Below are 24,659 nucleotides of genomic sequence, written 5' to 3'. Positions count from 1 at the left end.
TTGTGCCTTTTATATTGTTTTAAAATTTTCCTATTTATGAAATCAAAAAAATATACTGTCCGAAAGTTTATAAGCGACGTCCATCTGTGGCTGGGAATTGGCAGCGGCATCATTCTGCTGATTATTTGTTTAACAGGAACGGTGCTAACTTTTGAAGAAGAAATAAAAAGTCTTTTTTCTGAGGAAATGATCGTTTCTCCAAAAGAAACTGTTTTTCCAATAGAAACGCTAACAACAAACCTTGCCGCTGAAGGTGAAGTGACGCGCGTAAGCATAAGCCCAGAAAAAACAAAACCATACGAGTTTTCGGTAAAAACGAACAAAGAAGACAGACGTGGAACAACCTTTTTTGTGGATCAATATAATGGAACTTACACGAAATCGGAGCCCAATGTGCTTGACGGATTTTTTATGACAATGTTTAAAATGCACCGTTGGCTTCTTTTGGATATGTCTATAGGTAGACCGATTGTTGGTGTGGCTACTATCATTTTTTTGATACTTTCCATCACAGGTATTGTGCTTTGGTTTCCGAAGAAGAAACTGAAAAAATTGAAATGGAAACATCTAAAACCCGGCTTCAAAATAGCTTGGCGCGCAAAATGGAAACGCGTAAACCACGATTTGCACGTAACCTTGGGATTTTACACGGCTATATTTTTAGTGATTATGTCGCTCACCGGCCTTTTTTGGTCTTTTGAATGGTACAAAGATGCGGGAAGCGCAGTTTTGGGAACGGAAGTTTTTGGCGGGCGCGGAGGCGGACCAAAAATTGATTCCAAAGCAAATCCCTCTTCAAAAACTATAGATTTTGCCGAAGTCATAAAAATCACGGCAAGTGAATTGCCTTTTGAAGGAACCACCGTTTTTCAAATTCCCGCTGATGAAAAAGATATTTTTAGCATTCGCAAATACCACGATGAAGATTTTTTGGAAACTGCCGTTGATGAACTGAAAATTGATCGCGATGGCACTATTATTTCAAAGGAAATTTTTTCAGAAAAACTGTTGAATGTTCAAATCGCAAGTTCTATAAAAGCGATTCATATGGGAACTATCTTTGGATGGTTTTCAAAGACTATTTACTTTATTTCCTGTTTGATTGCAACAAGTCTCCCAGTTACAGGAATCATTATTTGGCTGAACAAACTGAAGAAAAAACCTAAAAAAAAACAGAAACCACTCAAGGGGTAGTACTCGAAACCTGCAATATTTTTCCGTTATAAAATTTATTTCCAGTGAGGGAAAAATCCATTATATATTGGGCCATTTCGGTTGCGGAAAGCGGCGCTTCAAAACCAGGGAAAGCCTCTTCCAGCATTTCAGTTTGCACCGAGCCCAACGCCAAAACATTGAAGGATGGGCCGGTTTCTTTATACTCTTCGGCAAGCAATTCAGTTAGCGTAATGATTGCACCTTTACTACTGCTATAAGCACTCAAGCCTGGGAATTTCACACTGCCCTGCACGCCGCCCATACTGCTAATGTTTACTATATGCCCGCTCTTTTTCATAAATGGAAGTACGGTTCTCATTAATGAAGCAACGCCAAAAACGTTCACGTCGTAGCATCTTTTAAATTCTTCGGAAGTGATTTCTGAAAAAGGTTTGTTCACCAAAAAACCTGCGTTGTTTATCAAAACATCAACAGATTTCATCCCTGTTTGAAGATATGCGGAAAGCTTTAAAATTTCAGATTCATTGGCAATGTCAAATTCCAAAGCCGTAACATTCTTCAGCTTTAAATCTGAAATAGGTTTTGAATTCCGCGAAAGCGCCAACACATTGTGTCCAGCATCCGAAAATAATTTTACCATCTCAAAACCGATTCCTCGGGAAGTGCCTGTGATAATTATGTTTTTCATTTTTTAAATATACACAAATCCCGATAGTTTCTTTAATGAGAAAGCTATCGGGATTTAATTAAATTCTTAAATTTTCTTATACAAACATCGTCACGGGATTTTCAATATACTGTCGTAATGTTTGCAGGAATTTAGCTCCTGTAGCTCCGTCAACCGTGCGATGGTCGCACGCCAAAGTTACTGTCATAGTATTGCCTACCGCAATCTGTCCATTTTTCACTACTGGTTTTTGAACGATCGCCCCAACTGACAAAATTGCTGAGTTTGGCTGGTTTATGATAGAAGTAAATTCGGTTATTCCAAACATTCCAAGGTTTGAAACCGTAAACGTGCTACCTTCCATTTCCTGTGGCGTAATTTTCTTGTTTCGCGCCTTTCCGGCAAGTTCCCTTACCTGTGCGCCAATTTGTGAAAACGTCATTTGGTCCGCAAATTTCAGAACAGGAACCAATAAACCTTCGTCAACCGCAACAGCAACGCCTATGTGAATGTGCTTAGCGATTTTAGTCACTTCTGGCGTCCATTGGCTGTTTACCTGGGGATGCTTTCTCAAAGCCATCGCACAAGCTTTTATTACCATATCATTAAAGGAAATCTTTACATCCGGATCTGCGTTTATTGCTTCGCGGGCTGCTATGGCATGATCCATATCCAACTCAACTGTCAAGTAATATTCCGGTGCTGTGAATTTAGATTCAGCCAAACGTTTTGCAATGGTTTTGCGCATTTGGGAATTTTTCACCTCCTCAAAACTTTCAGTTCCCACAGGAATGTAAGCTTGGCCACCACCAGCGGCAGGTTGGTAATTTTCAATATCGCTTTTAACGATACGGCCGTTCTCACCACTTCCGCGAACTTGACGCAAGTTGATTCCTTTTTCCTCCGCCAGTTTTTTCGCCAAAGGTGAGGCAAAAATGCGGCCTTCATTTGTGTTTTGCGAAGATTCTGATTTCTTTTCGGAAGAGGTTTCCTTTTTTGTTTCTTCTTTTTTTGAATCGGAATCTGAAGTCTGCTTTTCTTCCTTTTTATCTTCCGAAGATTTTTCTTCTTTAGTTGAAGACTTTCCGTCTTTTTTAAAGTTTTCGGCAATGCCGGAAACATCGGTGCCCTTTGGGCCAATGATTGCTAGCAAAGCATCAACCGAAGCAGATTCCCCTTCGCCCACGCCAATTTTTAAAAGCGTTCCTGCGTAGAACGATTCAAATTCCATGGTGGCTTTATCGGTTTCAATCTCTGCTAGAATATCACCTTCTTCCACTTTATCGCCTTCGTTTTTAAGCCAAGTGGCAACGGTACCTTCAGTCATGGTATCACTCAAACGGGGCATGGTGATTACCTCAACGCCTTCTGGTAATTTTGCTGAAGCGGAAGCACTTTCAGATTTTTCTTCGGAAGCTTTTTCTGTAGCATCCTTACTTTCTTCTTTGTCTTTCTTACTTTCTGCTTTTTTATCAGAGGTTTCTTTAGTAGCCTTTTTATCTGAAGATTTCCCATCAATCAAATCTGAAATATCTTCATCCTTTTCACCAATAATCGCCAAAAGCGAATCTACTTTAGCAGTTTCCCCTTCTTTGATTCCAATGTGAAGTAAGGTTCCTTCATAAAAGGATTCGAACTCCATCGTGGCTTTATCGGTTTCAATTTCGGCAAGAATATCACCTTCCTTTACGGCATCGCCCACTTTTTTAAGCCAGGTGGCTACCGTGCCTTCTTCCATCGTGTCGCTCAAACGCGGCATGTTTATTACTTCTGCCATTTCTTATAATTTATCTGATAAAAAAGGGTAATCTTCCTGCTCATATACAGCATCAAACATTACATTCTTTTCTGGATATGGAGACTCTTCTGCAAATTTTTCACATTCTTCAACCAACTCTTTTACTCTCTGGTCAATTTTTTTAATCTCCGCCTCCGTTGCCCATTTGTTTTCATAAATCTGGTGCAGCACATATGAAATTGGATCTTCTTCCTGCTTTTTGGCAACTTCTTCTTTGGTGCGGTAATGCTGCGCATCACTCATGGAATGCCCACGATAACGATACGTGCGCAATTCCAAAAATGTAGGGCCATCACCGCGACGGGCGCGTTTAATTGCCTCATCCATTTCCTTCGCCACAACTTCTGGCTTCATTGCGTCTACTGGCTTGCAGGGCATTTCATACCCCAACCCAAGTTTCCATATATCTGTGTGGTTGGCCGTTCGTGCCACGGATGTTCCCATAGCATAACCATTATTCTCCACACAAAAAACAACTGGAAGTTTCCAAAGCATTGCAAGGTTGAAAGTTTCGTGAAGTGAGCCTTGGCGGGTTGCGCCATCGCCCATATAAGTAAGCGTTACAGCATCTCTTTCAAAATATTTATCTGCAAAGGCCAAACCGGCACCAAGTGGAATTTGTCCACCAACAATACCGTGCCCCCCATAAAAGCGGTGTTCTTTGGAAAAAATATGCATGGAGCCACCCAAACCTTGCGATGTTCCGGTACCCTTTCCGTATAATTCTGCCATTACTTTTTTGGGATCCACGCCCATCCCAATGGGCTGTACGTGGTTTCGGTAAGCGGTTATCATACGGTCTTTTTTAAGATCCATAGCGTGCAATGCACCTGCCAGCACGGCTTCCTGACCATTGTAAAGGTGTAGAAAACCCCTTACTTTTTGATTGATATATACTTGCGCCAATTTGTCTTCAAACTTGCGCCAAAAGAGCATGTTTTCGTACCAATCCAGATACGTTTTTTTGGTGATTTTCTTCATCTATCAACTATATGGTTTTCCCGAATGGGAAAATTTATTAAACGGATAACAAAAGTAGCACTTAAATAGGTTAAATCACAAATTCCAAATTCCAAATACGAAATAAATTCCAAATTCTCATTAAATTCCAAATTCAAAGCACCATCCCGATAGCTATCCGGAACAAATAAATCTCAAAATTCAAAAAAACAAATGACAAACTCGGTTGTTAATAGATTATTTAATGACAACTAATATTTCAGAAAATAATAAATTCAAAGTTTGAATTTTTATTGTTGAGCTTTTTTTGGTTTTGGAATTTGTTTTGTTTGGAATTTGGTGCTTGAGATTTGGTGCTTTTTTTTCTTTAGAGGTATTTTGCATCAAAGCCAAGCGGCAACAAATCCATTACAGAAGCCACTTTGATGATTTCTCCGGTTTCGCCCATAAAGTAGATTGCTATTGGGCTTTTTTGTTTTTGTTCATACTCCGCCAAAGCTTGGCGGCAAGCCCCGCAGGGGGCAATGGCCTCGGCAACTTTGTGGCTTTCGGCACGTACGGTAATTGCCAAGGCGGTAATTGTTTTATGTGGAAAGTTAGCGCCAGCGTTAAATACTGCAACCCTTTCAGCACACAGACCAGATGGAAAAGCTGCATTTTCTTGGTTGTTGCCCGCAACTATTTCTCCGGAAGAAAGCCGCAACGCCGCCCCTACCCTAAAATGCGAATAAGGCGCATAAGCATTTTCACGTGCTTGCTGCGCCTTATTCATCAATTCTTGAATGTCTTTTGGAAGTTCGGAAATGGATTCGAAAACTTCTAGTGCGATTTCAATTTTTTGTTTTTTCAAACTATTAATATTCGTCGTAGGTATCGCCGAAGTTGAAAGTCAGACCAAAACGAAGGGTCCCGTCCAATGGGCTGTTTGCCAATTTGGAAGTAGAGAACAAATACGAAATATCGATATTGATTGCGGTGTAACGAAAACCTGCTCCGATTGAAGCAAACTTTCTTGAACCCTTATCATCACTTTCGTTAAAATAACCTCCCCTAAAAGCAAAAACATCTTGGTACCAATATTCTGCACCCAAAGCCCAAGTAAATTCTTTCAACTCTTCGCTGAAACCATCAGGAGCATCGCCAAATGATGAAAACATTCCTCCGAAAAAGCTTTCGTTATAATAATCATCTTCATTATTAATGAAACCATCGTTGTTTGAATCGCTAGGTGTTGGAACCAAAAGCTTATTAACTTGTGCAGACACACCAACTTTATTGTATTCGTCAAGAATAAAATCAAAACCACCACCCAAAGCAAGGTTTGTTGGCAGGTTACTTTCTGAACCTACTTCATCATATTTTAGCTTCGGACCTATGTTTGAAATATTGAAACCCATTCTCCAGCGACCGTCAAAATCGTTATAAGGTATTTCTTCACTTTGGTAATATCCAGCAATATCAACAGCAAATGAATTTGCGGCAGAAGCATCTGCCAAGGCAGTTTGAAGTTTCAGATCTGAACGAATATATCTACCGGCAACGGCCATTGCAAAACGCTCGCTAAGTCTAAGGGAGTATGAAACGTCAAACAGCAATTCGTTTGGTTTAACCAGCAAAGGCTCTTCATCTGCTGTTTGGCGTAACTCAATCTCTCCATTACTGAAATAACGGAAACTAGCTGCTACAGCACTACGCTCATTCAATCTATTATAATAAGTTAAATTTCCTAAGAATATATCGTTCACCAATTTGCTTAAGTAAGGAGTGTATGTTACCCCAACACCTTGTTTTGACAAGGAGAAAGCATATTTTGCAGGGTTCCATTGTTGTGAGAAAGCATCTGCAGAAGTAGTGACCCCTATATCACCCATACCTGCTGCACGTGGATCTGCAGCTATCAAAATAAAAGGAACACCTGTTGTGATTACGCGATTCTCGATTCCTGTATTTTCGTTACCCGGATCTTGCGCCATACCCTTAAAGGCAACTAAACTTAATAAAATTGGAATAAATAATTTCTTCATATTAAATAATTTTGGACAAATATAATTTTAATTTTTAAAGGATTACTAGTTTCTCGAATTTTTCAACCCGCTGATTGGTTAACGAAGATCTCACCGTTATCTTGTACACATACACCCCTTTTCCGATACGGTCCCCAAAATCATCACGCCCGTCCCAAGTAATTTCACGGCACAGATAGCTTCCGGATGGTGGCAGGGTAGCGTTTTGGGTCCAAACTACTTTTCCGGTTACGGTAAAAACCTGGACTTGCACATCCAAGGTTTCATCGGGCCTGTTATGATTGAACCAAAACTGGGTATAATTTACAAATGGATTGGGATAATTAAGTACGCGGGTAATTTCGAGCTTGTCGTTCCCAGCAACGATAAACTGTATTTCAGCGGTAGAAGAGTTATTATAAACATCCCACGCCTTGAGGGTAAGTGTATGCAACCCATCTTCGAGATCCCGGAATTTATATGTAGCTTTTCCTTTGGAATAATCGTCAACATCAGCTTGATAAAATTCATTCAGTAAAAATGGGTTGGACTCATCTCCGTCTAAAATTGCAACTATATCGTGACCAATACCACTCGCTGTATTAATACCGTTGGGATCTTCCAGCTTTGCAAGCAACATCGGGGAATCGTCGGTTATACCCCCTGAAACAAAACTTTCATCATTCATATATAGTTTAATTAAAGGACCTTCATTATCCTCGGGTGCGTTTTCGTTTAAACCACCCACATCTAAGTCTAAACTCACGCCTGCTTGATCCTCAAATGTATTATCTCGTTTGGAATACAAGCTTACCCTGCCTTTGCCTACGGGTATTTGTATATCCCGGGGAACTACAAATTCAAATTCAAACACACCATTGGAAACAGTGGCCTGTCCATTGAAAATTCCCTCGCCCAAGGTTATAAAATCCATCACAAAGTTGAAATTATCGTTATCCAAGGTCTGGCGCATTACGTTTTTATCAAACACCTTTGCCTCAAGAATACCATTATAATCTGTCATAAGCATTCCTGATTCATTTAAAACCTCACCTTCAAGTTTTATTTTACTCAAGGCTTTTAATGTATCTGTAGCTTGGCCAATGGGCACTCCATTTAGTTTTGTTAACCGAATACTTTTTTTAGGAAAAGCCAAGTTCATGGCCGGATCGCCAATATAAAATACCACACGTCTTAAATCGCTATCAATTTCCTGTTTAGAGAGACGGAGTCCCTCAGCAGGTGTATTTGGCACATCCCTTCCGTATCCAAAAAGATTATCTGCCAGTAATTGGTTAAACTCAACTCCCGTAGAAACATAGATTGCCCGAGTAGTAGTTACCAAGGAAATAGCGCCGCCTTGCCTGTTTTGATATGTGAGCTCCCCAGCCGTTATGCGTAAAGGATTATCAAACTTTGTAAACTCGCAGGTTACCGTTACCATACAAGGAAGGTTGTCCTTGTTAGTGAAGTTTTGGGCTGCTTCTTTTGTGTAGATGTATTCTGAAGCGAGTCCGTCTTCACCTCCGTGCCCAAAGTAATCAATGATTATTGCCCCAACGTCAAAAGCGCTTTTTATGGCTTCGTTCACCTCTGGATATCTATTCCCTCCGGCTGAAGCTTCTTGCTGATAGGCATCAGTATGAATTTTTTTTATGTTTATGAAAGGTTTCTCTTGTGAAATTTCATCGCCAAGCGCATCCAGTTTTAGCTCCAACTGTTTATCGTTATCTTTATCGATATCGTCTGATATTAATACGAAATTGGTTCTCCAGTTGCCATAGGAACTTTCAGAAGTATATTTTATTATTTTGTCTACCATTGCATTGGCGAGTGAAACATCATCAGCCAATATTCTTCCCATAGCTATATCCAACAAATCATTGTCATCCCTGCCCGTACCAATGGCGCCTTCGCATTCGTCCATATTTCCGAAGAAATCATCAGACATATACGATTGTGCAATGCTTACACCCGTAAGGGTCTGGAAGGTTGGCACAATATTATTGTTGTTTGCAAGTCTATTTTTATAATCGATGGAAGCATCACCGATAATGCCCACATATTTTACGCGTTTTGCTTCTGTTGACGCATTATGGTAAACGTAGCGCACAAAGTTTCGGATGGCGCTGATATCCTGCCTCCCCGAGCTGAATTCTTCATAAATCTTATCTGTGGTAACAACCTTTACATTTAAGCCCTGAAGATTTTTATGGTATGTAGCCAACCGCAAAGCAGGCTGAATAAGGAATGGCGCAGTAATTATAATGTAATCAACATCTTGAAAATTACCCGAGGCATCTTTAAAAATAGTGCCTTTCAAATTTTGGTTCTGAACTACCGGCTGTGCTGTTTTAATGGGGACAAAATAGTTATTTGGGTTTATCGCTACATATTCACGAACCTCACCAAGTGTCTGTTTAAAGCTAAACGTGGACGCGTTCCCTTCATTTTGTTTGGAAGTTATGAATTGCGTATCGGTAACATCCCAAACTTGTGAAAACTGGGAAGCATTACTAATTTGATATTCACCCACGCCAGCTAGTGTAGTTGCAGCCTTATATCTGAAATTAAACTGCCCATCCACTCCGCTCAATTTGCGGACTGCCCATAATCCTATATAGTCCAAATATGCTATGCTCGATGGATTACCGGCATTGTTGTACATTAAATCTACCTGTACTGATTCATTACTTGCTGCAATTTCCTCATAATAATCATCCAAATCCAACAACCCTCCTATTCCCAATCTGCTAAATGTAATTGGGTCCAAGCTCGTGCTGTTTACGGTTACAGCCATAGAGGTATTACTTTCAGAGGCCGCAGCAGATTTGATAGTTAACTGCATAGGCTTGCCTGCAACTATATTCGGAAATTCAAAAGTGAAGCTCTGTTCATTTTCGATATCAAAACGATTACCGAACCACTTTCTTCCCAACTTTGTAGGGCTTTCTTCGTCTTCTTCGTGAAATTTATAATCGTCAAATTCGTTGATTGTAAATTCTACAGCGCCCGTAGGTTCTACCATGGCCCTTACCCTTTTGCCCGGGGCTCCATCAGCAGTGATGTAATAATATGATTCGTTACTATAAGGGTTTAAGTTAGAATCGTTTTCTTCAACATAACCCTCGGTGTTTGACCCATAAAACAATATATAATCGCCCCCATCAAAAGAGCCATCTTCTTCACCCACAACCTGGATTGCGTTTTCGGGAAGATCAAAAAATTTGTTTTCTGAATTCAACAACGGCAAAGATTTTCCGCCAAAACCATATATTTTTATATTTCTTGGATTGATACCGTCGGTATTCATTCCCAAGCTGTTCAGGAAAGATTTATCAATTTTATGGATGCCCGTTTTTTCTACCTTAAATTTAAACCATTGCCCTGTGGCAAGTACAGAGTTTATAATTTCTGGAGTATAATCGGGGCAGGCTTGTGGAGTATAACGGTAATCTACATTAAAGGATATAACTTTTTGGTAGCCCCCAGAAGTTTTAACAATAGGTGAAATTTTCAATATTGTGAAAAGCTTATCCCTAGACCGGGTGCTACCTATACTATATTCCAGATTGTTCGGCACCAGCTCTGTATTGATTTTGTTCAATTCTGCGGAGGAAACGGAACCATAACGAACATTGGTAATTCTTAAAGAATTTTTATCAGCAATGTTCGCATCTTCCCATTTTGTTTGGTAGATGACCCTCTCCTTGTTTAATTGAAGCTTTAAGGACGCGATAGCCTTTTCTTTCGCAGAAACTGATGATTTATTAACCCCGACACTGCTGGCAGTTGGACTGGAATCTCCCCAATCTATGGTTACACTTTTTGACTGTGCCTTTCCTATAAAAGGCATAACAAATAAAATAAAAAGAAGTATTGCTTTTCTCATTAGTACCAATAACGCTTCAAATATACACTTAGTATAAGCCAACACCCCTAAACTTTTTCTCTATTGTGGTATTAGGATAATAATTTTAAAACTAATACGTTTGCATTCGGGATTGGTCGTAAAACCTTTTAAAACCCCACAGCGCAATAATAACAAAATATTATTGTGTTTTTGTCGTTAATTACTATATTGCGAACCCAATTTTATCATATTTGAATCTATGATGTTAAGAAAAAACCTAGCATTAAAGCTATTTGTTACTGTAATAGTGGCCTCACTCTTTGTAGGTTGCAACAAAACTAGGGACTATAAAAACAGTTCCCGTGCCACTGGTTGGAAAATGAACGCCAAAGAAGGCGGCTTTCAGTATGACCCCCAAACCAAAGAACAGGAAACTGGCCCAGGGCTAGTATTTGTTGAAGGAGGAACCTTCACTATGGGAAGAGTTCAGGACGATCCAATGCACGATTGGAACAACTCTCCAAATCAACAGCACGTACAATCCTTTTATATGGATGAAACAGAGGTTACAAACCTTATGTATCTTGAATACTTAGATTGGTTGAAAAAAGTATTCCCACCCTCTGATGAAAACTACAGAAGAATATATGAAGGCGCAGTACCAGATACACTTGTATGGAGAAACCGCTTAGGTTTTAATGAGGTTATGACCAATAACTACCTTCGTCACCCTGCGTATGCAGAATATCCAGTGGTTGGTGTTAGTTGGGTACAGGCAGTTGAATTCAGCAATTGGAGAACAGACCGTGTAAACGAAATGGTTTTGGAAACCGCAGGTGTTACATCGCGTAACGCACGTTATGATGTTGAACCGGGTGAAACTTTCAACACAGAAACCTATTTAAATGCTCCAACGCTAACCTACGGAGGTAATGATTCTATTACCCGTGGAGGAAAAAAATCTGAATCTATTGCCAAAAGAAGCAAAGACAGCACAAACTTATATATTCAGCGTAAAGATGGCTTATTAATGCCTTCCTACCGTCTGCCAACCGAGGCAGAGTGGGAATATGCAGCACTTGGCCTAGTGGGTCTTCGTAATTATAATGTTTACAGAGGAAAGAAAAAGTATCCTTGGGAAGGTCAGTACACTCGCTCTGGAAAAAGAAGATCTCGAGGTGACCAATTGGCAAACTTTAAGCAAGGTGATGGTGATTACGGAGGAATAGCAGGATGGAGTGATGACGGTGCAGATATAACTGCACAAGTAAAATCATACGAGCCAAACGACTTCGGACTTTATGATATGGCCGGAAACGTTGCAGAATGGGTTGCCGACGTTTACCGTCCGATTGTAGATGATGAGTTTAACGACTTTAACTATTACCGTGGAAACGTTTACACCAAGAACGCTATTGGTGAAGACGGGAAAGTAAAAGTGGTTACTATGGACTCCATAATTTATGACACATTAAGCAATGGAAAAATCGTAGCCCGCAACTTACCTGGAGAAATTCTTCAAGTGCCGGTTGATGAAAACGAAACTTATTTACGCACAAACTTCTCCGAAAGCGACAACCGTGATTACAGAGATGGTGACAAACGTTCGTCCCGTTACTATCAATCATTCGCTGACGATGAAAGCGAAAGTGGTGATGGAACGAACCGTATGTACAATTCGCCTATCCAAAAAGTATATGCTGATAGCACTGGTGCATTAGATCGTCAATATGACAAATCTTCAAGCAGAACAACTTTGGTGGATAATGAAGTTCGTGTTTACAAAGGAGGTTCTTGGAGAGATCGCGATTACTGGCTAGACCCAGCGCAGAGACGTTATTTCCCGCAAGATATGGCAACAGACTATATCGGGTTTAGATGTGCTATGAGTCGTGTGGGTTCAAAATCCAAAAAAGGAAAACGCCCTAGAAACTAAAATTTCAAAATTTATAAAAACAGCCCTCCTGGCATACAGCTTCGGAGGGTTTTTTAGTATATTTATTTTATGAATATAGCAACTCTACATCACTATTTTTTACAGAGTAACGGAATAAGTACAGACACTCGTAAAATATTCAGGGACTGTCTTTTCTTCGCTTTAAAAGGTGAAAATTTTAACGGAAATCTTTTCGCCCAGGAAGCATTGGACAAAGGTGCATTTAAGGTTGTAGTGGATGAAGAAGTTTTTCATAAATCAAACGGGGAAACAATTTTAGTTGAAAATGTACTTTTGGCGCTTCAACAATTGGCGAGTTTTCATAGAAAATATTTAGCCCTCCCTATTATTTCCCTTACTGGAAGTAATGGAAAAACTACTTCCAAAGAACTCATTAACGCAGTTCTTTCCCAAAAATTCAACACTGTTGCAACAGAGGGTAATTTAAATAACCACATAGGCGTTCCCTTAACGCTTATGAAGATGAATAAGCAAACCGAAATAGGTATTGTTGAAATGGGCGCTAACCATTTGGGCGAAATCAAATTGCTGAGCGAAATTGCACAGCCCGATTACGGCTACATTACAAACTTCGGGAAGGCTCATTTGGAGGGATTTGGAAGCCTTGAAGGCGTAGTACAGGGCAAAACCGAACTTTATCAATTTCTGAAAAAACACAATAAAAAAGTTTTTGTCAATGCCAATGACCCTAAACAAATGACCAATTCAGAAGAAATTGACAGAATAACATTTGGCACTGAACAAAGTGATTTCAACATTCAATTATTGGACAGTTCGCACCATCTTTTGGTAGCGTTTGACGGCACAAATATTCAAAGTAATTTAGTGGGCGCTTATAATTTTGTAAACCTTTCTGCGGCCATTGCAATAGGCTCCTATTTTAAAGTTTCTTCTGAAAAAATTAAAGCTGGGATTGAAGCATATGTGCCCTCCAATAATCGCTCGCAGTTAATAAAAAAAGGCTCTAACAGCATTTTAATGGATGCCTATAATGCTAATCCAACAAGTATGCTTGCTGCTTTGGAGAATTTTAAACATACCCATGGCGGAAACAAGATATTGTTTTTGGGAGATATGTTTGAACTGGGAAAGGATGCCAACAAAGAGCACCAAAACATCGTTAATTTTTTAATAGAAAATCCTTTTGGAAAAGTCTATTTAATAGGAAGCAATTTCTTTAAAACATCAAACACTGCTTCTCATATAAGGCAATTTGAAACTTTTGAAGAGTTAAAAAAGGAGCTCATAAGCGAAAATCCCAGCAATGCTACAATCTTAATTAAAGGCTCCCGTGGAATGGCTCTGGAAAGGGTTTTGGACGTTATTTAAAATTATTGAAAAGAACCATAAGCAAGTTCTAAAGATTCAATCATAATCTTATTATCAGAATTTAAATCTGAAACCGCCCATTTTACGGGCCAGGCATTCACAAAACTCCAAGATTTAAGAATATTTCTGGCTTCATCCAGCAAGTTAACAATTATATTTTTGGTCTCGATTGAGCTTTCTAAATTACCGTTAAAGCTTCTTAAACACCAAGTTACTATTTCAGAATCTATGGAAGCCATACCTCGCTTTAAAACTAAGTTTGAGAATTTTGCAGAAGGGTGAACGCGATGTTTGAAGCTGTTATCTGAAATTTCCTCTGTGTTCATTTCCATTGAAATTCCAGATAATTCCTTAAAAACAACAGTGTGGTTTGCAGTTATATCACTAAAACTTAGTTGAAAATAAAAAGCCACGGGAAGAAACTCATTCATCTATCCGTTTTTAATAGTTAAACCTTCATGGCGGAGTTCTAAAGTTTCTACAGTAACTTCATTTGCATCCGATTTCATATCAGTTGCTGTTATTTTTGTGGGCCGAGCATTGTTTAAAGTCCAAGTCATTACAGGGCTTCCAGTTTCGTCCAAAAGTTGGATGGTAACAGTTTCTCTTTTTATGGTATTCATTTTTATGGCATCATACCATTTTCTGAAATTGATGTCATTTATAAAGATACCCTTCTTCAAGGTTACATTTCCTGTTTTAGTGATACCCGGCATATCTATCGTAGAAAATTGCACGCTATCATTGTGCCTATATTCTATTACTTGGGCTTCAATATCTAAGCCTGAAACTTCTTGAAAGGAAGCTTCATTATCCTGTGAACCTAAATGTACAGTAAAGTAAAATTTGGGTAAAGGCCAATTACTATCTTGCGCTTCTCCTGCCATTTTATATAGTATAAAAGTGATTATATAATATTAGTTATAAAAGCTTTTATTCCTATAAGTACTACTACGTATATTATAGAAACAAAAAAAATCCCGAAGAAAATTCTCATCGGGACTTTTTATGTTGGGACATACTGTTCCGAAGTACCTGTAGAACAGTGACTTTAAATATTATTTTGTGGGTCATACTGGATTCGAACCAGTGACTTCTACCCTGTCAAGGTAACACTCTGAACCAACTGAGTTAATGACCCTTTTTTATTAAATGCGAAGATACAAATTCCAAAATCCAAAAGAAACAAGATATCTATTTGTCGAATTTTTTTATAGGTTTCTTTTTTATCATTCCGCCTTTTGCGTCCTTCACCGAAGTCATAATCATAAACGCCTGCGAATCAATCTTATCTACTTCCGTCTTCAATTTACTCATTTCCAAACGTGTAATTACAGTATATACCACATCTACGGGCTTTCGGGTTTCACCTTCTTTTGCAAACCCATTTTCGGCTTTAAAAATAGTACAGCCACGGCCCATTTTTTCAATAATGGCCAAGCGTATTTCCTCATTCTTTTCTGAAATAATGGTTATTCCCATAAATTCTTCAATCCCGTCAATTACAAAGTCAACCGTTTTTGAAGCGGCGAAATAGGTAAGGATTGCATACAATGCGATTTCCGTAGAAAGAAAATAGGCCGCCGTTATAAAAATGATCACATTGAAAATCATAATTACATTTCCCACCGTTAGGCTTGTTTTTCGGCTTATGAATATTGCCAAAATCTCGGTGCCATCAATAATTGCACCGCCCCGAATGGCCAACCCTATTCCCAGCCCTAAAAAAAGTCCGCCGAAAGCGGCCACTAGAATTTTATCATCGGTAATCAACGGATAGGGTATTAGCGCAACCGCAGTTGCCAAAAGTATAATGCCTAGCACACTTTTTATTGCAAATCTTCTGCCTACTGAAAAATATGCCAACGCCAAAAAAGGAAGGTTAAAGCACACCAACAACAGTGGAAATGAAATACCCGCCAGTTCATTTACCATCAGTGAAATACCCGTTACCCCGCCATCTATAAAACTGTTTGGCATCAAAAAACCTCGCAAACCGAAAGAAGCCGAAATTACACCCAACAGCAAATAGAAAAAATCCCAGACTTCGTGAACTACTTCTACCTCTAGGTTTTTTACCCGTTTTTCAAAAGGCTCAGAAATCTGTGAAGGTTTCTTATGCTTTTGACGGTTTTTTACAACGTTGACTATTATGTTTTTAAAGAATGGGTTCAAGGATTTTTGTTTTTAAAATATGAATTCAGCCAAAGTTAAACTTATTAATTTTAATATGAAATGTGGAATAGTATAATAAAAAAACCGAAGCTTTCACTTCGGTTTTTAAAATCTGGTGGGCGATGAGGGGTTCGAACCCCCGACCCCCTCGGTGTAAACGAGGTGCTCTGAACCAGCTGAGCTAATCGCCCTCATTGTTTTGAGGTTGCAAATATAAGTTAGTTTTTAATTCCCGCAAACATTTATTTGAAAAAAATCACAAAACTTCCGCAACCACAAAAGTACTTCCGCCTACAAAAATCAAATCATTTACTGAAGCCGCATTAATCGCGGCCTTATAAGCTTTTGAGACTGAAATATATTCCTCTCCCTCAAGCCCAAAACCTCTTGCTCTGGTCAATAACAGTGAAGCATCCAAACCCCGCGGAATATTGGGCTTACAGAAATAGTAAGTTGCGTTTTTTGGAAATAGAGGCAAAACCGAACCCAAATCCTTATCGCTTACAACACCAAGAACAATATGAAGGTTTTGAAAATCTTCTTTTGCAAGCTGCGCCAGCACCATATGTAACCCTTCTTTATTGTGTGCCGTGTCGCAAATTGCTGTGGGATTCTCGTTTAAAATTTGCCAACGCCCCATTAAACCTGTATTTTTCACTGTATGCTTCAATCCGGTCTGAATATTTTCTTCGGAAATATTCCAACCTTTTTCCTGCAAAACTTTCAAAGTTGCCAAAACAGTTTTTATGTTTTTTTGCTGATAAAAGCCTTTTAAATCAGAAGTATGTTTTGAACTATCACAAGTTTCAGCAAAAGAAATTGGCGCATTCCTTTTCGAAGCAATTTCTTCAAAAACCTGTTTTGTTTCCGGCAGCGTTTCTCCAATAACAACAGGCACTCGATCTTTAATTATCCCAGCTTTTTCTGATGCAACTTTTTCCAAGGTATCCCCTAAAAACTGAGTGTGATCCAAACCTATATTCGTAATCACCGAAACTTCGGGCGCAAGGATATTTGTGCTGTCCAGCCTGCCGCCCATCCCTACTTCAATAATGGCAACATCCACTTTTTCATTTCTGAAATAATCAAACGCCAAACCCACCGTCATTTCAAAAAAAGAGAGTTGATTGTCTTCGAAAAAAGGTTTGTGTTTTTCGACAAAATTTGAAACGTATTGCTCCGAAATCATTTCGCCATCAATCTTTATCCGCTCCCTGAAATCCTTCAAATGCGGCGAAGTGTAAAGCCCGGTTTTATAGCCCGCTTCCTGAAACACCGAAGCCAGCATATGGCTCGTACTGCCTTTACCATTGGTACCGGCAACATGTATACTTTTAAAACTTTCTTCAGGATTTTTTAGATAAGCGGCAAGCTTTATGGTCGCGGCTAAATCTGCTTTATAGGCAGACTGCCCCACCCGTTGGTACATTGGCAGCTGTGTGAAAAGCCACGCGATGGTTTCTGAATAGTTGATGGCCAAAAGATTTTATTTAACAATCAGTATTTTTGTGGTCTGTTTTTTTCCTTCGGAAATTTTCAAATAATAAATTCCGGGCTGAAAATTTTCAACGGAAAGCTGAAGCTCCTTGCCCTTGAAATCAAGCTGTTTCACAACTCTTCCCATAACATCATATATTGATACAGAAGATTTCTCAGAATTAGATGCGTTTGAAATCGTAACCATTTCTGAAGCAGGATTTGGATACACTTTTACTTCCGAAGAAAACACGGTTTCATCTTGGGTTAAAATATCATTTGAAATATCAATTTTATATGTTGAGCGCCCAAAAGTAGCGGCGAACAAAAACTGGGATCCTTCGTGAATATGTAAATCCGTAACTACTACGGAAGGCAGATTCTCCCCCAAAACGCTCCAATTCACGCCTTCATCGGCAGTGGCGACAACGCCCACGTCGGTAGCCACAAAAAGATTTCCAAAACCGTCCTGCACTATATCGTTTACGGGAATATCTGGCAAACTGGCGGAAATATCAACCCAATTGTTTCCCAGATCAGTGCTTTTATAAACGTGGCCCACATCTTCTCCATATCGATATCCCGAAAGCGTTAAATAAACCGTGTTCGGGTCTTCCCGGGAAGCCAGGATTTTGGTAACCCATCTGTTGGGAACTCCCGCAGAGATATCTGTCCAATTAGAACCTCCATTTTGCGTTACCCACGCTTTTCCATCATCAGTACCCACAAAAATAATTTCATTGTCCAAGGGCGAAACACTAATGGTTGTTATTGTGCCGTATGTAAGGTTTCCGCTGTGGGGGCCATTGGTCAAGTCTGGACTTATTGCCGCCCAATTACCAGCGGCATTTGTGGTTTTATAAACTCTATTTGCACCGTAATAAAGGGTTTGCGAATTTGAGGGATCAAAAGTAATAGGCGTATCCCAATTCTTTCGGTCGCCACCGGAAATTCCACTAGTAGCATTGGAAAACGAGCTGCCATTGTTAGTAGATTTTCCCAACGACCCATATTGATATAGCGCATAAATTACATTCGTATTTGTAGGGTCAACCAGCGGTTGAAAGCCATCGCCGCCATAGATTATATTCCAATCCGTTAAACCTCCTGTTTGGGTACGACTTGTGCTGTTGTCTTGGGCTCCACCATAAATTTTATTTTCGTTTTGCGCATCTACGTGCATTCTATAAAATTGTGTAATGGGAAGCTTTACATTCTTTACCGAAGAAGAACCACCATTACTGCTGTAATAAAGCCCACCATCATTTCCGAGCAAGACTTCTCCAGGCACAGAAGCGTTGAAGGCAAGCGCATGCTGGTCAACATGTGCGTTTGTAAAAGAATTTCCCCAACTTACTCCTCCGTTTGTAGATTTTTGCACTTCAAAATCCACATTGTAGATTGTGTTTTCATCTGTGGGATCGATAAAAATTCCACCAAACCACCAATGAAAACCTACATCGGTCAACTGACTTGAGTTAACGGCAGTCCAAGTATCGCCGCCGTTTGTGGTTTTATATACACCTTGAATGTTTCCCGTTGCATCTGCGTACCGGGTATAAAGCACATTTGGGTTTGATTGCGAAATATCTATACTGATTCGCCCTTTTTGGAAAGCTAGGTTTGGCAAACCGTTGGCCAGTTCCGTCCAATTGGTACCACCATCCGTGGTTCTATAAATTCCCGAGGTTATTCCACCGTATTGTCTATTGTTTGGGCGCCGAATACGTTCCCAACTTGCTGCATAAACGATATTTCCATTGGTGGGATGAATCGACATATCTATCACTCCTGTAGAGTCACTAACAAACAGAACCTGCTGCCAGCTATCGCCTCCGTTCGTTGTTTTATATACGCCGCGATTGGCACTATTTCTGAACAAGGGCCCCATTGCCCCAACAAAGGCCGTGTTGTCGTTATTTGGGTCTAAAACAATTTTGCCCACGCTGCCTATATCCGGCAAACCTTTGGATTGCCAAGTTGCACCACCATCGGTACTTTTATAAATTCCATCGCCATCGTAAACTAATGAACCTCCACCAGCATTTACTTCACCTGTTCCAACCCACACTAAATTATTGTCTGTTTTTGAAATTTCTATATCGCCAATGGAAAGCATTTGCTGCTCGTCAAAAATTGGGGTCCAATCATCGCCACTGTTTATGGTTTTAAAAATCCCGCCCGATGCAGCACCCACATAATAAACTTCGGGTTGTGTGGAAGGAATTTCAACATCGGTGATTCTTCCTCCTATATTCAGCGGGCCGCTGAACTCCCAAATAGCAGTAGCATTACCTTTATTTGCAACTTGGCGTTTCCATTCTATTGCTTCGGAATATGCCGCAGTGTTCAATTGCCCATTGGGATAGGCTCTTTGCATAAACATAAAGTCGTGCGGATATTTTTCTTTTTTTTCTTCTTCGGAAATTTTTGAAATGGTTTTTTCGGAAGAATTTTTACATCCAACAAAACAAATTATAATTAGCAGAAAAGTAGAAATACGAAGCATAGTATCTTTTTTTGAAGTTTAAAGATACTGAAAAAATAAAGGCATTCCTTTAAAGGAATTTGCTATTGTGACAGACTGAATTTATAAATAATCTTGCCAATCTGTTTTGCGGGAGCTTTATCGTCGGCATTAAATTTTGTGGCCAAAGCGGCTCTTTTGGCGGGCTCCAATAAACAACGGGTATTGTTTGTTGTTCCGCGCACACCTGGGGTTGCACTAATCACTCTCCCGCTGCGGTCCACTTCTATGCTAACCACAACCGTTCCAGCCTCGTTGCAATCCTGTACAAACTTTTCCTTATTCAGCGCTTTTCTTCCACCGAGTAAATAATTACCATCGCCATCCAAACCTTTGCCGGTGCCGTAATACGCACTTGCGTTGGGATCGCCATCGGGGCTTCCCTTGTCACCCGGGTTAGCGTCGTTGCCTTCGCCTCCTTTTGCGGTTCCGTCACTTTTTGGGCCGTTTAAAATACTTGAAAGCGCATCGGTGGTAGCTTTATCGGGTTTGGGATCTGGCTTTTTTACTTCTTTTTTAGGCTGTTCCTTTACTGGAGTTTCAGTTTGCTCCTTTTTGGGTTTTTCCTTTTTAATTACCGGTGCGTCTTCATTGTCTTGGGTAACTACTTCTTCCTTTATTTCAGACTTTGGTTGTGAAACAGGTTGAGCTGTGGTTTTCTGCGGTGCGGACTGAATTTTTTCAGTGGGCTGTATGTTTCCACTACCAGTATCGGTAGTTCCAAAATTTACCGCTATGCCCTGCTCCAATGGAGGATCCATATATTTCATCCCCACATAAAACAAAAGAATAAGAATGATTACATGCACAATTACCGTGATGGTCATACTTTTTCGTTTATGTTCAGTATCGAGCAGGCTCATGGGTGAGAATTATTATTTCTTTTCTTTTTCAAAAAATATGCCGAGAAGCATTTTATTAGTTCGGACGAACCGCTAGCACCACTTTAAAATTGTTGCGGTTTGCTATATCCATCACAAAAACGGCATCTTCAATGGGCACTCCCTCTTCGGCGCGTAGAATGATAGTAGGTTCTTCTTGCCCGGCAAGTGTTTTTTTCAATTCGCTCTCTATGCTGTATTCACTTACACGTTCTTTATCTACATAATAAGCGCCATCTTTTGTGATGCTGACGGAAGCTTTCTGCACATTTGACGTTTTTCCTTTTGCCTTCGGAAGTATCAAATCCAAAGCATCTGGTGTTATTGCAGGCGAAGTAAGCAGGAAAAACACCAATAACAGAAAAACAATATCTGTCATGGAACTCATGCTGAACTCGGCACTAACTTTATTTCTTCCTCTTAAGTTCATTAAGCAGGTTCATTTAAAATGTCAAGAAAATCAACAGCCGTGGCTTCCATTTGGTGTACAACTTTATCAGTCTTAACAACCAAATGGTTGTAGCCCATATAGGCAATAATACCAACAATCAAACCTGCCACAGTGGTGGTCATTGCAGTATAAATACCTTCGGCAAGACTTCCCATTTCGGCCTGGCCGCTACTGGTGGCGAGTTGGTGGAAAGCCAAAACCATCCCGATAACGGTTCCCAAGAAACCAATCATAGGGGCTGCTCCCGCTATAGTTGCCAAAACACTTACGTTTTTTTCGAGTCTGTACACTTCCAAACGCCCTGCATTTTCAATTGCAGTGTTTATGTCTTCCAAAGGGCTTCCTATTCGGGAAATCCCTTTTTCGGTCAAATGCGAAACCGGTGTATTATTCTGGGCGCAAAGCACTTTTGCTGCCTGAATGTTGCCTTTTGCTACGTGATCACGAATCTGGTTCATAAAGTTGCTGTCCATTTTGGAAGCAGCCTTAATGGCGAAAAGGCGTTCAAAATAAATATACACAGCAACAAACAAAAGCACAAAAAGCACCATTATTATAACTTGTCCGGCCACTCCTCCGTTTAAAAGAAGGTCCATTATGGAAAGGGTTTTTTCTTCAGAAATCGGTTCAAGATCCTGCGCTACCTCAGCACCCTCTTGAATAAAGAAGTTTAACATAAAAAAGGTTTTGTTTTAGTGAATAACGGTATAAGGTTTCAGAAATTGTTATGCATTGTGAAATAGCACTCTTTCGATTAAAAGGAATACTCCAGCACCTGCAATAAAACCAATGAATGCAAGCCAAGCAATCTTTTTAAGATACCAGATAAAGTCTATGCGCTCCATTCCCATTGCAGCCACACCAGCGGCAGAACCGATAATGAGCATACTTCCGCCCGTACCGGCAGAATAGGCAATAAAGTGCCACAAGACGGAGTCCATTGGCAAATCGTACATTCCCATAGAAGCAGCTACTAAAGGAACGTTGTCTATAATTGCAGATAAAATACCAAGCAAGATAACTACGATATCCTGATTGGGGATGGCGCTTTGCAACACTTCGGCCAAGTAGCGAAGCGTTCCTACCTCTTCCCCGTTAACAACTCCATATACAAGACTTTCAAGCCCTGCAACGGCCATTAAGATTCCGAGGAAGAAAAGAATGCTCGAAATTTCAATACGCGACAATGCTTTGTGTGCGGAATACAGGTGTCTTCTTTCCTTGCTGAAATCTTCTTCTGGATGAATATATTCTGAAACAAGCCAAACCACACCCAAAGCAAGCATCATGCCCATATAAGGCGGTAAATGCGTTAATGTTTTAAAAACAGGTACGGAAACAATCATTCCCAAACCTAGAAATAACATGGTCCTGCTGCTCAAAAGCGCTTCCTCCTCTTTGTCTTCACGCGCGTCAACCTCAATGTGTCCACGGAAGGCGGGCATATAGCTTGCTACTATGAATGGCAGGGCAAAACAAACAATGGAAGGTATTACTACATATTCAATTAGGCCCGCAGCAGATACTTTTTTGGCAATCCAAAGCATGGTGGTCGTAACATCACCAATTGGAGACCAAGCTCCACCCGCATTAGCAGCTATTACCACCATTGCGGCATACCAAAGTCTATCTTCTCTTTTATGAATCAGCTTTCTTAATAATGTAATCAATACAATAGTTGCGGTAAGATTATCAATAATTGCAGAAAGGAAAAATGCAAGTACCCCAATGATCCACAAAAGCTTTCGTTTGCTCTTTGTTTTAACGGCACTTTTCAGAACTTCAAAACCGCGGTGAAGGTCAATGATTTCAACAATCGTCATAGCTCCAATAAGAAAAATGAGTATTTCAGCCGTTTTTCCTAAATGATGAAGTAGCGTTCCTTCAAAGCCTTCCATGGCATGTTCACCCCCGGAAAGAAAATTAAAAGCCTGCTCTTCTGTATTTATTACATCAAACCATCCACTGGTAAACCCAATGGCCAAAACAGCCCAAATAAGCGAAGCCATAATAAGAGCAGGTACCGTTTTGTCAAGTTTTAAGGGATGTTCTAAGGTTATAGAAAGATATCCTATTACAAAAATTAAAATGATAATTGATTCCATAATAAATGCTGATTATTGAAAATTATAACAATTGCTTCAACGCTATTTCAAAAGCGGTTTTGCTAATGTTTGTTTTTGTACTGTTGTTATCAAAAGTATTTTGTATCGCGTTTTTGATGGTAATGGATGTATCGTTAAAGATAGCCTCATCCGTCATTTGAACTTTACGCTCCATAAAGTATGCAAAAACACGTGCCATTCCGCAGTTACTAATAAAATCTGGTATCAAACTCACGCGCTCATCGGTAAATTCCATTATAGGCCCGAAGAAAATTTCTTTATCGGCAAAGGGCACATTCGCACCACAACTTATAACTTCCAAACCAGTTTCAATCATTTGTGAAATCTGTTCTTTAGTGATCAATCGCGAGGCCGCGCAAGGTGCAAAAATCTCTGTTTCAAGTTTCCAGATTTTCTCATTTATCTCCTCAAAAGGGATCATTTTATCAGCAACTAAAGTATTACCGTCCTTTTTAAGAAAAAGTTGTTTAATCTCTTCAAAAGAAAAACCCTCTTTATTGATGATTCCTCCGTCGCGGTCAATAATGCCCACAATTCTGACTCCCATCTGCGAAAGATAATAAGCAGCAGCGGCACCAACATTTCCAAACCCTTGAATCACGGCACGTTTTCCTTTTACACTTCCACCATAAATATCGTAATAATGATGTACAGCTTCGGCAACGCCATAACCAGTTATCATATCGGCCACAGTGTATTTTCTGGAAACATCTGGGGAGAAATTTACGTTCTCCAAAACTTTTATAACTCCCTGGCGCAACTGACCAATTCTGTTGATTTTATCTGCTTCCGTTGGGGAAAAATGTCCGTTAAAAACGCCCTCCTGCGGGTGCCAAACAGCGCTTTGTTCGGTCATTGGGATTACCTCGTGAATTTCATCAACGTTTAAATCGCCTCCAGTACCGTAATACGCTTTTAGCAAAGGCGAAACTGCCTTAAACCAGCGTTCCAAAACACCTTTTTTACGTGGATCCGAAGGATCAAAGTTGATACCGCTTTTGGCGCCGCCAATTGCTGGTCCTGCTACCGTAAATTTCACTTCCATTGTTTTTGCAAGTGAGAGCACCTCATTGGCGTCAAGTCCCTTTCGCATTCTGGTTCCACCTCCGGCAGCACCGCCGCGCAAAGAGTTAATGACCGTCCAGCCTTCGGCCTCGGTTTCGGGGTCATTCCAATGAAAAACAATTTCGGGATCTTTTTCTTCGTACTTTTTAAGTAATTCCTTCATTAAGTGTGGAGAGTTAAGTCACTCCTTCGCTAAAGCTTCGTAGTGTGAGGAC

19 protein-coding genes and 2 tRNA genes are annotated in these 24,659 nt (G+C 40.0%); 3 read left to right on the top strand and 18 right to left on the bottom strand.

Annotated features, from left to right (window positions below; genetic code table 11):
• Positions 1–36: 36 nt before the first annotated feature.
• On the top strand, positions 37–1,194 hold the full coding sequence (locus AC58DT_RS12295; RefSeq protein WP_497217109.1) for a PepSY-associated TM helix domain-containing protein: 1,158 nt from the start codon (positions 37–39) through the stop codon (positions 1,192–1,194).
• Here the strand turns inward: AC58DT_RS12295 and AC58DT_RS12290 are convergent.
• The 6 genes from AC58DT_RS12290 to porU all read right to left on the bottom strand — a co-directional run bounded on the left by AC58DT_RS12290 (position 1,184) and on the right by porU (position 10,496).
• The gene (locus tag AC58DT_RS12290) at positions 1,184–1,864 is read right to left on the bottom strand and encodes an SDR family NAD(P)-dependent oxidoreductase (protein ID WP_497217108.1); all 681 of its coding nucleotides are present in this window, start codon (positions 1,862–1,864) and stop codon (positions 1,184–1,186) included. The two genes, AC58DT_RS12295 and AC58DT_RS12290, sit on opposite strands and share 11 nt — an antisense overlap.
• Before the next feature lie 76 nt (positions 1,865–1,940).
• Complete coding sequence (locus tag AC58DT_RS12285; protein WP_497217107.1) at positions 1,941–3,620, bottom strand: pyruvate dehydrogenase complex dihydrolipoamide acetyltransferase; 1,680 nt, start codon at positions 3,618–3,620, stop codon at positions 1,941–1,943.
• Between the two features lie 3 nt (positions 3,621–3,623).
• Positions 3,624–4,622, bottom strand: a complete 999-nt coding sequence (gene pdhA, locus AC58DT_RS12280) for a pyruvate dehydrogenase (acetyl-transferring) E1 component subunit alpha (RefSeq protein WP_497217106.1) — start codon at positions 4,620–4,622, stop codon at positions 3,624–3,626.
• 346 nt (positions 4,623–4,968) lie between these two features.
• Positions 4,969–5,451 carry a cytidine deaminase gene (gene cdd, locus AC58DT_RS12275; RefSeq protein ID WP_497217105.1) on the bottom strand — a complete coding sequence of 161 codons (483 nt, stop codon included), beginning with the start codon at positions 5,449–5,451 and terminating at the stop codon, positions 4,969–4,971.
• 4 nt (positions 5,452–5,455) lie between these two features.
• Positions 5,456–6,625 (bottom strand): type IX secretion system outer membrane channel protein PorV, encoded by a 1,170-nt coding sequence (gene porV, locus AC58DT_RS12270; RefSeq protein ID WP_062621770.1) that lies wholly within the window; start codon positions 6,623–6,625, stop codon positions 5,456–5,458.
• 34 nt (positions 6,626–6,659) lie between these two features.
• Entirely contained in the window at positions 6,660–10,496 is a 3,837-nt protein-coding gene (gene porU, locus AC58DT_RS12265; protein WP_497217104.1) for a type IX secretion system sortase PorU, read from the bottom strand.
• A gap of 223 nt (positions 10,497–10,719) precedes the next feature.
• On the opposite strand from porU, the gene gldJ reads away from it, so the two are divergent.
• Positions 10,720–12,393 (top strand): gliding motility lipoprotein GldJ, encoded by a 1,674-nt coding sequence (gene gldJ / locus AC58DT_RS12260; protein ID WP_497217138.1) that lies wholly within the window; start codon positions 10,720–10,722, stop codon positions 12,391–12,393.
• 69 nt (positions 12,394–12,462) lie between these two features.
• Positions 12,463–13,743 carry a UDP-N-acetylmuramoyl-tripeptide--D-alanyl-D-alanine ligase gene (locus AC58DT_RS12255; protein WP_497217103.1) on the top strand — a complete coding sequence of 427 codons (1,281 nt, stop codon included), beginning with the start codon at positions 12,463–12,465 and terminating at the stop codon, positions 13,741–13,743.
• Between the two features lie 2 nt (positions 13,744–13,745).
• Here AC58DT_RS12255 and AC58DT_RS12250 read toward each other — a convergent pair whose 3' ends face one another.
• The 12 genes from AC58DT_RS12250 to AC58DT_RS12195 all read right to left on the bottom strand — a co-directional run bounded on the left by AC58DT_RS12250 (position 13,746) and on the right by AC58DT_RS12195 (position 24,607).
• On the bottom strand, positions 13,746–14,174 hold the full coding sequence (locus AC58DT_RS12250) for a phage tail protein (RefSeq protein ID WP_497217102.1): 429 nt from the start codon (positions 14,172–14,174) through the stop codon (positions 13,746–13,748).
• The gene (locus AC58DT_RS12245; protein WP_497217101.1) at positions 14,175–14,630 is read right to left on the bottom strand and encodes a phage tail protein; all 456 of its coding nucleotides are present in this window, start codon (positions 14,628–14,630) and stop codon (positions 14,175–14,177) included.
• A 179-nt stretch (positions 14,631–14,809) separates the two neighbouring features.
• Positions 14,810–14,884 (bottom strand) — tRNA-Val (locus tag AC58DT_RS12240).
• A gap of 53 nt (positions 14,885–14,937) precedes the next feature.
• Positions 14,938–15,918 carry a YitT family protein gene (locus tag AC58DT_RS12235; protein ID WP_497217100.1) on the bottom strand — a complete coding sequence of 327 codons (981 nt, stop codon included), beginning with the start codon at positions 15,916–15,918 and terminating at the stop codon, positions 14,938–14,940.
• A 113-nt stretch (positions 15,919–16,031) separates the two neighbouring features.
• Positions 16,032–16,109: transfer RNA gene (locus tag AC58DT_RS12230), tRNA-Val, on the bottom strand.
• A gap of 65 nt (positions 16,110–16,174) precedes the next feature.
• Positions 16,175–17,392 carry a bifunctional folylpolyglutamate synthase/dihydrofolate synthase gene (locus tag AC58DT_RS12225; protein WP_497217137.1) on the bottom strand — a complete coding sequence of 406 codons (1,218 nt, stop codon included), beginning with the start codon at positions 17,390–17,392 and terminating at the stop codon, positions 16,175–16,177.
• Positions 17,393–17,404: 12 nt separating this feature from the next.
• Positions 17,405–19,903: a T9SS type A sorting domain-containing protein gene (locus tag AC58DT_RS12220; RefSeq protein ID WP_497217099.1), complete on the bottom strand. Its 2,499-nt coding sequence runs from the start codon at positions 19,901–19,903 to the stop codon at positions 17,405–17,407.
• Positions 19,904–19,965: 62 nt separating this feature from the next.
• Complete coding sequence (locus AC58DT_RS12215; protein WP_497217098.1) at positions 19,966–20,784, bottom strand: energy transducer TonB; 819 nt, start codon at positions 20,782–20,784, stop codon at positions 19,966–19,968.
• A 55-nt stretch (positions 20,785–20,839) separates the two neighbouring features.
• On the bottom strand, positions 20,840–21,232 hold the full coding sequence (locus AC58DT_RS12210) for an ExbD/TolR family protein (RefSeq protein WP_045081168.1): 393 nt from the start codon (positions 21,230–21,232) through the stop codon (positions 20,840–20,842).
• Positions 21,232–21,930: a MotA/TolQ/ExbB proton channel family protein gene (locus tag AC58DT_RS12205; RefSeq protein WP_497217097.1), complete on the bottom strand. Its 699-nt coding sequence runs from the start codon at positions 21,928–21,930 to the stop codon at positions 21,232–21,234. Before AC58DT_RS12205 ends, AC58DT_RS12210 begins: the two co-directional genes overlap by 1 nt.
• 48 nt (positions 21,931–21,978) lie before the next feature.
• The gene (gene nhaD / locus AC58DT_RS12200; protein WP_497217096.1) at positions 21,979–23,358 is read right to left on the bottom strand and encodes a sodium:proton antiporter NhaD; all 1,380 of its coding nucleotides are present in this window, start codon (positions 23,356–23,358) and stop codon (positions 21,979–21,981) included.
• 22 nt (positions 23,359–23,380) lie between these two features.
• Positions 23,381–24,607: a Glu/Leu/Phe/Val dehydrogenase dimerization domain-containing protein gene (locus tag AC58DT_RS12195; RefSeq protein ID WP_497217095.1), complete on the bottom strand. Its 1,227-nt coding sequence runs from the start codon at positions 24,605–24,607 to the stop codon at positions 23,381–23,383.
• Positions 24,608–24,659 lie beyond the last annotated feature (52 nt).

The sequence above is a fragment of the Aequorivita sp. CRS11 genome (assembly GCF_059693805.1).
Note: the sequence above shows the minus strand (reverse complement) of the source record. Positions and strands in the feature narration are given on the sequence as shown.

What these genes read in the sequence shown, in the direction of transcription:
- porV (WP_062621770.1), bottom strand. Translation starts at nt 6,625, where the DNA reads ATGAAGAAATTATTTATTCCAATTTTATTAAGTTTAGTTGCCTTTAAG.
- AC58DT_RS12215 (WP_497217098.1), bottom strand. Translation starts at nt 20,784, where the DNA reads ATGAGCCTGCTCGATACTGAACATAAACGAAAAAGTATGACCATCACG.
- porU (WP_497217104.1), bottom strand. Translation starts at nt 10,496, where the DNA reads ATGAGAAAAGCAATACTTCTTTTTATTTTATTTGTTATGCCTTTTATA.
- AC58DT_RS12245 (WP_497217101.1), bottom strand. Translation starts at nt 14,630, where the DNA reads ATGGCAGGAGAAGCGCAAGATAGTAATTGGCCTTTACCCAAATTTTAC.
- AC58DT_RS12220 (WP_497217099.1), bottom strand. Translation starts at nt 19,903, where the DNA reads ATGCTTCGTATTTCTACTTTTCTGCTAATTATAATTTGTTTTGTTGGA.
- AC58DT_RS12250 (WP_497217102.1), bottom strand. Translation starts at nt 14,174, where the DNA reads ATGAATGAGTTTCTTCCCGTGGCTTTTTATTTTCAACTAAGTTTTAGT.
- AC58DT_RS12295 (WP_497217109.1), top strand. Translation starts at nt 37, where the DNA reads ATGAAATCAAAAAAATATACTGTCCGAAAGTTTATAAGCGACGTCCAT.
- AC58DT_RS12255 (WP_497217103.1), top strand. Translation starts at nt 12,463, where the DNA reads ATGAATATAGCAACTCTACATCACTATTTTTTACAGAGTAACGGAATA.
- gldJ (WP_497217138.1), top strand. Translation starts at nt 10,720, where the DNA reads ATGTTAAGAAAAAACCTAGCATTAAAGCTATTTGTTACTGTAATAGTG.
- nhaD (WP_497217096.1), bottom strand. Translation starts at nt 23,358, where the DNA reads ATGGAATCAATTATCATTTTAATTTTTGTAATAGGATATCTTTCTATA.
- AC58DT_RS12285 (WP_497217107.1), bottom strand. Translation starts at nt 3,620, where the DNA reads ATGGCAGAAGTAATAAACATGCCGCGTTTGAGCGACACGATGGAAGAA.
- AC58DT_RS12290 (WP_497217108.1), bottom strand. Translation starts at nt 1,864, where the DNA reads ATGAAAAACATAATTATCACAGGCACTTCCCGAGGAATCGGTTTTGAG.
- AC58DT_RS12205 (WP_497217097.1), bottom strand. Translation starts at nt 21,930, where the DNA reads ATGTTAAACTTCTTTATTCAAGAGGGTGCTGAGGTAGCGCAGGATCTT.
- pdhA (WP_497217106.1), bottom strand. Translation starts at nt 4,622, where the DNA reads ATGAAGAAAATCACCAAAAAAACGTATCTGGATTGGTACGAAAACATG.
- AC58DT_RS12210 (WP_045081168.1), bottom strand. Translation starts at nt 21,232, where the DNA reads ATGAACTTAAGAGGAAGAAATAAAGTTAGTGCCGAGTTCAGCATGAGT.
- AC58DT_RS12195 (WP_497217095.1), bottom strand. Translation starts at nt 24,607, where the DNA reads ATGAAGGAATTACTTAAAAAGTACGAAGAAAAAGATCCCGAAATTGTT.